This window comes from Novosphingobium sp. 11B (assembly GCF_054589055.1).
Genome location: NZ_BAAILP010000066.1, coordinates 34,802 through 42,318, shown reverse-complemented (window position 1 = coordinate 42,318; position 7,517 = coordinate 34,802). Strand labels below are relative to the sequence as shown.

6 protein-coding genes are annotated in these 7,517 nt (G+C 61.6%); 5 read left to right on the top strand and 1 reads right to left on the bottom strand.

Features of this window, described 5'->3' with window-relative positions; all coding sequences use genetic code 11:
- The first annotated feature begins 235 nt into the window (after positions 1-235).
- From ACYPYD_RS06225 to ACYPYD_RS06205, 5 genes are all read left to right on the top strand, one after another.
- A complete protein-coding gene (locus tag ACYPYD_RS06225; RefSeq protein WP_459662484.1) occupies positions 236-1,876 on the top strand; it encodes an FAD-binding protein in 1,641 nt (546 codons plus the stop codon).
- A gap of 519 nt (positions 1,877-2,395) precedes the next feature.
- Positions 2,396-3,178: a succinate dehydrogenase iron-sulfur subunit gene (locus ACYPYD_RS06220; protein WP_008832647.1), complete on the top strand. Its 783-nt coding sequence runs from the start codon at positions 2,396-2,398 to the stop codon at positions 3,176-3,178.
- 29 nt (positions 3,179-3,207) lie between these two features.
- A complete protein-coding gene (locus tag ACYPYD_RS06215; RefSeq protein WP_008832646.1) occupies positions 3,208-3,669 on the top strand; it encodes a PaaI family thioesterase in 462 nt (153 codons plus the stop codon).
- Positions 3,666-4,781: a cell division protein ZapE gene (gene zapE, locus ACYPYD_RS06210; protein ID WP_008832645.1), complete on the top strand. Its 1,116-nt coding sequence runs from the start codon at positions 3,666-3,668 to the stop codon at positions 4,779-4,781. The genes ACYPYD_RS06215 and zapE overlap by 4 nt, the downstream gene beginning before the upstream one ends.
- Entirely contained in the window at positions 4,744-5,031 is a 288-nt protein-coding gene (locus ACYPYD_RS06205) for a hypothetical protein (protein WP_155986201.1), read from the top strand. Before zapE ends, ACYPYD_RS06205 begins: the two co-directional genes overlap by 38 nt.
- A 145-nt stretch (positions 5,032-5,176) precedes the next feature.
- Here ACYPYD_RS06205 and ACYPYD_RS06200 read toward each other — a convergent pair whose 3' ends face one another.
- Positions 5,177-7,480, bottom strand: a complete 2,304-nt coding sequence (locus ACYPYD_RS06200; protein WP_459662483.1) for an EAL domain-containing protein — start codon at positions 7,478-7,480, stop codon at positions 5,177-5,179.
- Positions 7,481-7,517 lie beyond the last annotated feature (37 nt).

Below are 7,517 nucleotides of genomic sequence, written 5' to 3'. Positions count from 1 at the left end.
TCATCGCGAGCGCAGCAACGCAATCCAGGGCAACATTCACCGCTCCGGATTGCTTCGCCGCGCTCGCGATGACGACTTTCGAATGCACAAACCGCCCTGCCCTATGACATGTCGGAGTGGCTGCCAGTCCCCGACGAAACCTACAGTGCCGACGCAAAGAACATGCGGCGGCGGCGTTGCGCTGGTCCTGCCGCAGCCGATGGCCTGCTGGGAGACGGACTGAATGACACAAGACGTGAACTGGGATCTCGAGGCGGACGTGGTCGTACTGGGATCGGGCGGCGCGGCCATGACCGCAGCGATCGCCGCGCATGATTTCGGCGCGAAGGACGTGGTGATCCTCGAGAAGACCGGCATGGTCGGCGGCACCACCGCGATGTCGGGCGGCATGCTGTGGATTCCGGGCAACCACCACCAGATCGAGGCAGGTATCTCCGAGGACGACGAGGACGTCGTCGCCTATCTCGACTCGCTGGCGCCCGGGGCGCTCGATCCCGATACGCTCATGGCCTTCATGGAAACCGGGCCGGAGATGATCCGCTATCTGGCGGACAACACGCCCGTGCGTTTCCACGCCTACGCCGATTTCCCCGATTACCAGCCCTATATGCCCGGCGCCAAGCCCGACGGCGGCCGCTCGCTCGACAACGATGCCTTCTCGTTCGAGCGGCTCGGCAAGTGGTCCACTCGCGTGAACCCGACTAAGATGGCTTACCCGGTGCGCGGCAGCCTGATGGAAGCGATCAACGGCACGCTTGACGAAGCGACGCTCGCCGAGCGCGAGGCAGGCGATTATCGCGGTCTGGGTCAGGCACTGGCGGGATCGCTGTTCCTCGCGGTGATCGATCGCGGCATTCCCGTCGAGTTCGAAAAGCGCGCGCGCAAGCTCGTCAAGGACGGTGATCGCGTGATCGGCGTCGTCGCCGAGGACGCCAATGGCCGCGACTACCGCGTGCGCGCCCGGCGCGGCGTCGTCATCGCCACCGGCGGTTTCGAGTGGAACGAGACGCTGGTGAAGACCTTCCTGCGCGGCCCCCTCACCGGCCCGGTCAGCGTGCCCGAGAACGAAGGCGACGGGTTGCTCATGGCGATCGAGGCGGGCGCCCAGCTCGGCAACATGCAGCATGCCTTCTGGCAGCAGAGCGTACTGGAATTCCAGCCCCAGCACCGCGCCGCCAAGCCGAACTACCTGCTCGGTTCGGACGAACGCGCGCGCCCCGGCGCGATCCTCGTCAACCGTGCGGGCAAGCGCTTCGTGAACGAGGCGGCCAACTACAACGCCATGGGCAAGGCGCTCCACGCCTTCGATGCAGGTACGCACGCCTACGCCAACCTGCCGTACTGGCTGATCATCGACCAACGCTATCGCAGCAAGTACCAGACCTTCAACACGCCCCCGGGCGGCCCCGTGCCCTCGTTCATGATGCAGGCCGACACGCTGGAGGAACTCGCCGAAAAGGCCGGGATCGATCCGCAGGGGCTCGCGGCGACGGTGACGCGCTTCAACGATCTGGTCCGCAAGGGCCACGACGACGACTTCAACCGCGGCGACAACACCTACGACAACTTCTACATGTGGGGCGATGCGGAGTTCGAACCGCCTTACCGCACGCTCGGCGTGATCGATCAGGGACCATTTTTCGCGGTGAAGATGGAAGCCGGGGCGCTCGGCACCGCCGGTGGTCCGAAGACCAACGCCGATGCGCAGGTCCTCGACTGGAGCGGCAATCCGATACAGGGCCTCTACGCGGCGGGCAACGTCATGTCGGCGGTGCTGGGCGAGGCCTACGGAGGCGCAGGCGGCACGCTCGGTCCGGGCATGACCTTCGGCTACATCGCCGGAAAGCACCTCGGCACGCATCTGCCGAACTACTGACCGCAGCTTTCCTACAGGGACTTTCCTACAGGGGCATGGGCGGAGTATTTTTCCGTCCATGCCCTTCTGCGTTCTCACTCTTTTGTTTTTCGGTCCGAAGGACCGTTTTCCGGCTGGCGGCTTTCGTCACAAGGTGACAGGCCCGGCCTGCAAGGTGACACCCCGGGATCGTAAAGTGACACCTAAGGTGACACATCGAAGCCCTAAGGTGACACACAAGGTTACACATCTCGGCGCAAGAATGGCGGATTTTCGTGAAACGGGGCCACACCGGCCGTGCAAGGTGACACCTTTTCTCCCTGGACCGTGTAAACCGTGTAAACCTCGACGCCCGCGACTTTCGCAACTGCCCTTGCGCGCCATGCGCCCGCAAGGCCCGCTGCAGCGCCGATATTGGTGCATTTCCGGATATCCCACCCCTCACCTCACCATAGTCACCTCTTGCCCTATGCGGACGAATCGCTAGAGGGGGACCACAAAGCGGTTCATGCCGCACTGCAAGATCACGGGGATTCTACCATGGCGACCTTCACCCTCCCGGCGAACAGCAAGATCAGCAAGCGCGGCAACGTGCACAAGGCTGAGGGCGCCACCAAGGTCAAGAAGTTCACCGTCTACCGCTACGACCCGGACTCGGGCGAGAACCCGCGCTACGATCAGTTCGAGATCGACCTCGATGCGTGCGGCCCGATGGTCCTCGACGCGATCATCAAGATCAAGAACGAGATCGACCCGTCGCTGACGTTCCGCCGCTCGTGCCGCGAAGGCATCTGCGGTTCGTGCGCGATGAACATGAACGGCAAGAACGGCCTCGCCTGCACCACCGCGATCGAGGACCTGAAGGGGGACATCCGCATCACCCCGCTGCCGCACATGGACGTGATCAAGGACCTGGTTCCCGATTTCACGCACTTCTACGCGCAGTACGCCTCGATCCGTCCTTGGCTGCAGACCGTCTCGACCACCCCGTCGGGCAAGGAGCGCCTGCAGAGCCCCGAACAGCGTGAGAAGCTGGACGGCCTCTACGAGTGCATCCTGTGCGCGTGCTGCTCGACCTCGTGCCCGAGCTACTGGTGGAACTCCGACAAGTTCCTCGGCCCGGCGATCCTGCTGCAGGCCTACCGCTGGCTGGCCGACAGCCGCGACGAGATGACCGGCGAGCGCCTTGACGAGCTGGAAGATCCCTTCCGCCTCTACCGCTGCCACACCATCATGAACTGCGCGAACGTGTGCCCCAAGGGCCTCTCGCCCGCGCGCGCCATCGCCGAAATCAAGAAGATGCAGGCCGAGCGGCAGGTCTGAGCCTTCGGGCTTTAGACCGGTAACTTCCCGTGGCGCAGGACGGTGTATTCATCCATGAGCCCGACCCGGAATTTCCGGGGTGGTCCACGTGGAAGCTGAACGAGGGCTCGCGGTTCAATTCGCAGGGCCTTGGTCGCATGATCGTCCGCCGCGAGGGTGAGCGCGGCGCTCGCCTTCGTCTCGTCGAAGCGGGCCTGCAGCACAGTAACGTCCTCGACGCCGTCCATGGCGGCGTCACCCTCGCCCTGATCGATGTGGGCATGTTCGCGACAATGTTCGTCGTACTCGGCGAGGATGCCGTCGGTGCGGTCACGCTCGAACTCAGCAACCAGTTCATCGGTGCCGGCCGCATCGGCGAGCCGCTCGACATCGTGGCCGAGATCATGAAGGAAACCCGCCGTCTCGTCTTCGTGCGCGGCACGGTCGAGCAGGGCGACCATCTCGTCGCCAGCTTCATGGGCACCCTCCGCAAGCCGAGTGCGTCCAAATGAGCGCGATGCTCGAACGCTACGAGGCGCTTGTCGCGACCGGCGAACTGCGCTCCGATCCGGAACAGGCAGCGGCCGCCGAGCGACTGAACCGCCTCCAGCGCGAATTCTACAAGTCGTCGTCCTCGACCGGCCTGTTCGGCAAGCTGCTGGGCAAGAAGGCTGCAGCGCCGCGCGGCGTCTACATGTGGGGCGGTGTCGGGCGCGGCAAGTCGATGCTGATGGACCTGTTCGTCCAGACGCTCGACATTCCCGGCAAGCGCCGCGTGCACTTCCACGCCTTCATGCTGGAAGTCCACGCGCTCCTGCGCGACGAGCGCAAGAAGGAAACCGGCGACCCGATCCCGCCGGTCGCCGCAGCTATTGCCCGCAACGTCCGCTGCCTCGCCTTCGACGAGATGGTCGTCAACAACTCGGCCGACGCGATGATCATGAGCCGGTTGTTCACGCACCTGATCACGAACGAGGGGGTCACCATCGTGACCACCTCCAACCGCGCTCCTTCCGAACTCTACAAGGATGGGTTGAACCGCGAGCATTTCCTGCCGTTCATCGGACTGATCGAACAGGAGCTCGACGTGCTCACGCTCAACGGTCCGACCGACTATCGCATGCAGCGCCTCGGCGGCATGGCGACCTGGCACCACCCGCTGGGCGAACCGGCCACCGAAGCCGCGCGCGAAGCGTTCTACCGCCTCACTGATTATCCGCCGGAAGATAGCGAACATGTGCCCTCCACTGACATCGACGTCGGCGGCGGAAGAATGCTTCACGTGCCCAAGAGCCTCAAGGGCGTGGGAGTCTTCAGCTTCAAACGCCTTTGCGGCGAGGCCCGCGGCGCGGCCGACTATCTCGCCATCGCGCGTGCCTATCACACGGTGATCCTCGTCGGCATTCCGAAGATGGGTCCGGACCGTCGCAACGAGGCAGCGCGCTTCGTGACGCTTATCGACGCTCTCTACGAGAACAAGGTGAAGCTGATCGCGGCTGCCGACGCTACTCCAGAAGAGCTGTACGAATCCGGGACCGGTCGCTTCGAATTCGACCGCACGATCAGCCGTCTCAATGAAATGCAGAGTGCCGATTATCTCGCGCTGGGCCACGGCGAAGGCTAACCTCGTTAACGAGTCCCGAATCGGGAAGCGATTTACAGTGCCCCTGCCCGGAGCCGCTATCGTCAATTTAAGACGAGAGCTTTTCAGAACCGATGAATTGCGGCGCTTAAATGGGTTAAAATCACCCATCGCGAGAAATTACAAACAAACACAAACAATAGACAAAGAAAAAGCGCTTTCCAAAAGACAGGAGTTCTTCTGGAAAGCGCTTCGTTTTTTGCAGTGGTTCGGATTAATCAACCCAAACTAGTGCAGCAGAAGCCTCTATTAGAGACCGCCGCCCCACCAACCACCGCCCCAGATGTCCTTGTTCATCGTCATTCCCCATGTGAACGACCGCATCGCTGCGGCCGCCCTCACGGATAATAGTTAGTTAACGATGCATCAAGGAATTTTTAACCAATCAGTCGTGCCCTCCTGCCGGACACGAAGTCTAGGAAATCCCGGAATGGGACAGGACGGCTTACGTGATACCCCTGAACGAGGTCACAGTGCAGCCCGGTCAGCATCTCCAGAACCTTGGCCGTCTCGACCCCTTCAGCCACGACGACACGGTCGAGCGAATGAGCCATCTCGATGATCGACTGCACCAGAAGCAGATCTTCCTTGTTGCTTTCCATCAAGGATACGAAGGTCTTGTCGATCTTGACCTCGCTGGCGGGCAGATAGCGCAGATAATCGATCGTGGCGTTGCCGGTGCCAAAATCGTCGATCGACAGGCGAAGGCCGGACTGGACTAGACGCTGCAGCATCTGGAACGTCTTGGAACTGCGGTCCAGGCGATCCGTCTCCGTGATCTCAAGGATCAGACGGTTGGGTGACAGACCATGCGCGGCGAGAATCTCCGCAATCATTCCCGGCAGTCCCGGATTGCGAAGAAGCTGAGCAGAGATATTCACCGACATCGTCATCTCGTAGCCGTGACGCTCCAGTTCGACAGCCACTCGCACCGCGTCATTGATGACAAAGCGGGTGATGCGCTCGATCCGATGGAATTCCTCAGCAATCCGGATGAACTTGTCCGGGCTGATCGGTCCTCGTTCGGGGTGCGTCCAGCGAACGAGCGCTTCCGCTCCGCTGATCCGGTTTGATCGCAGATCGAGCTTGGGCTGATAGGCGACCCAGACCTCCCCATTATCGATGGCCCGGTCGAGCGACGTCAGCAGGGAGATTTCCCACTGAGCCTCGTGCTTGCGGGCATCGTGCTGATAAACCAACTCGTCGTTGCGCACCGCCTCTTCCGCGGCCTGCATGGCGCTGGCGACGCGGCCCGAGAGCGGACGATCGAACTCGGAGTCGATGCCGCAGTTGAACGACAAGTCGATGTCGATACCGCCGACCTGGATGCCGTTCTGGACGATCCGGTGCAGGCCTTCGAGATTCTCGAACAAGTCGAACGTGCTGCGGATCGAAGACAGCCAGACGAACATTCCGCCTTCGTGATAGATCAACACGCTTTCGTCACTGATACGAATGCGACGAACGATTTCCTTGGCAAGCTGCGCTTCGACGTGCTCCGCAAAGCTCCCGATAATTCCGCCGTAGTTCCGAATCTTCAGGGCGACGAGAACACGCGTGGACAGATCAGGAGAATTGCGCAGGGCCTGAACGCTGGGCAGGCCGGAACCAGTGTTCGTTTCGCCCGCCTCCTCGACCCTGTCGAGATTGCGCATGCGGATGACGGCGACCAGCGCCACGGAGAAGGCCGGGATGACTTCCACTTGCACGTTAACGTAATCGAGCAGGAACGGAATGGCGCCCACCACCGCGACCAGCCCCGTAAATCGATAGATGTCGAGCACCCGGCCTCGGCCAAGACCCGATGCGATGACGACGAGCACCAGCAGGTAAGCAGGGAACCAGCCATACTCACGGGGAATGCCGAGCTTCAGCGTGTCAGCGCCGATCGCATGGAAATAGCCGCCTGGGGCATTGATATCCTGCCCAGGAATGGAATGGATATCGTTAAAAGTTACTGCAGCTGGGACGACCAGGATATCCTTGCCGCGAACAAGCGAACGGTCAAATCGTCCTCGCATTACATCGATGTAGCTCAGCGTAGGATAGGAACTGACCGCAATCGAGAAGTCTGGGAAAAACAATTCGTCTGTCTTACCATCGATGCCAGCGATCGCCGCCGAGAGGGACGGAATTTTACCAGCGGGGCTTCCGGAAGCATACGGAAGCTGAACGTTCTGATTGAGTGGTCGATGGCGAACGAGAACCGATGCCATACCAGCATGGTCGCGGTAAGCCTGAAGCGGGATTTTCCCCGCGAAGTTGCCCATCTGGCCGTTGCTGTCCACTGCAGCGCCCAACACAACTTTGCCATGATGAGCCTTCAGCGCCGCGACGAACTTGGCATCATCGATGGGATTACCCGGCATCGAAAACGAACGATCAAAGAAGACGCGCTTCGCACCCGCAGCAAACAACTGGTTGATCGTGTCAGCGTCATTGCCATGCGTGATATCGTTGGCGCCGAGTTGGATGAGCGTCTGCGAATCCTGAAGGACGATGGTGATAGCGCCGCTTGCGGGCTGGGTGCGGGACATCCAGCGCACGTTGCGCAGGTAGTCCTCGAGCGGCAGACCGAGGCCACTGATGCCCATGGCCAGGCCGGTCAGCGCCGCCCAGAACACGATCCGGACGCGAGGTCTTTTCCAGAAACCGCGAAGTTGCCCCCAGATGCCGGTCATGGTCTTCCCCCTGCCCGCATCGTGAGGATGTATCGGG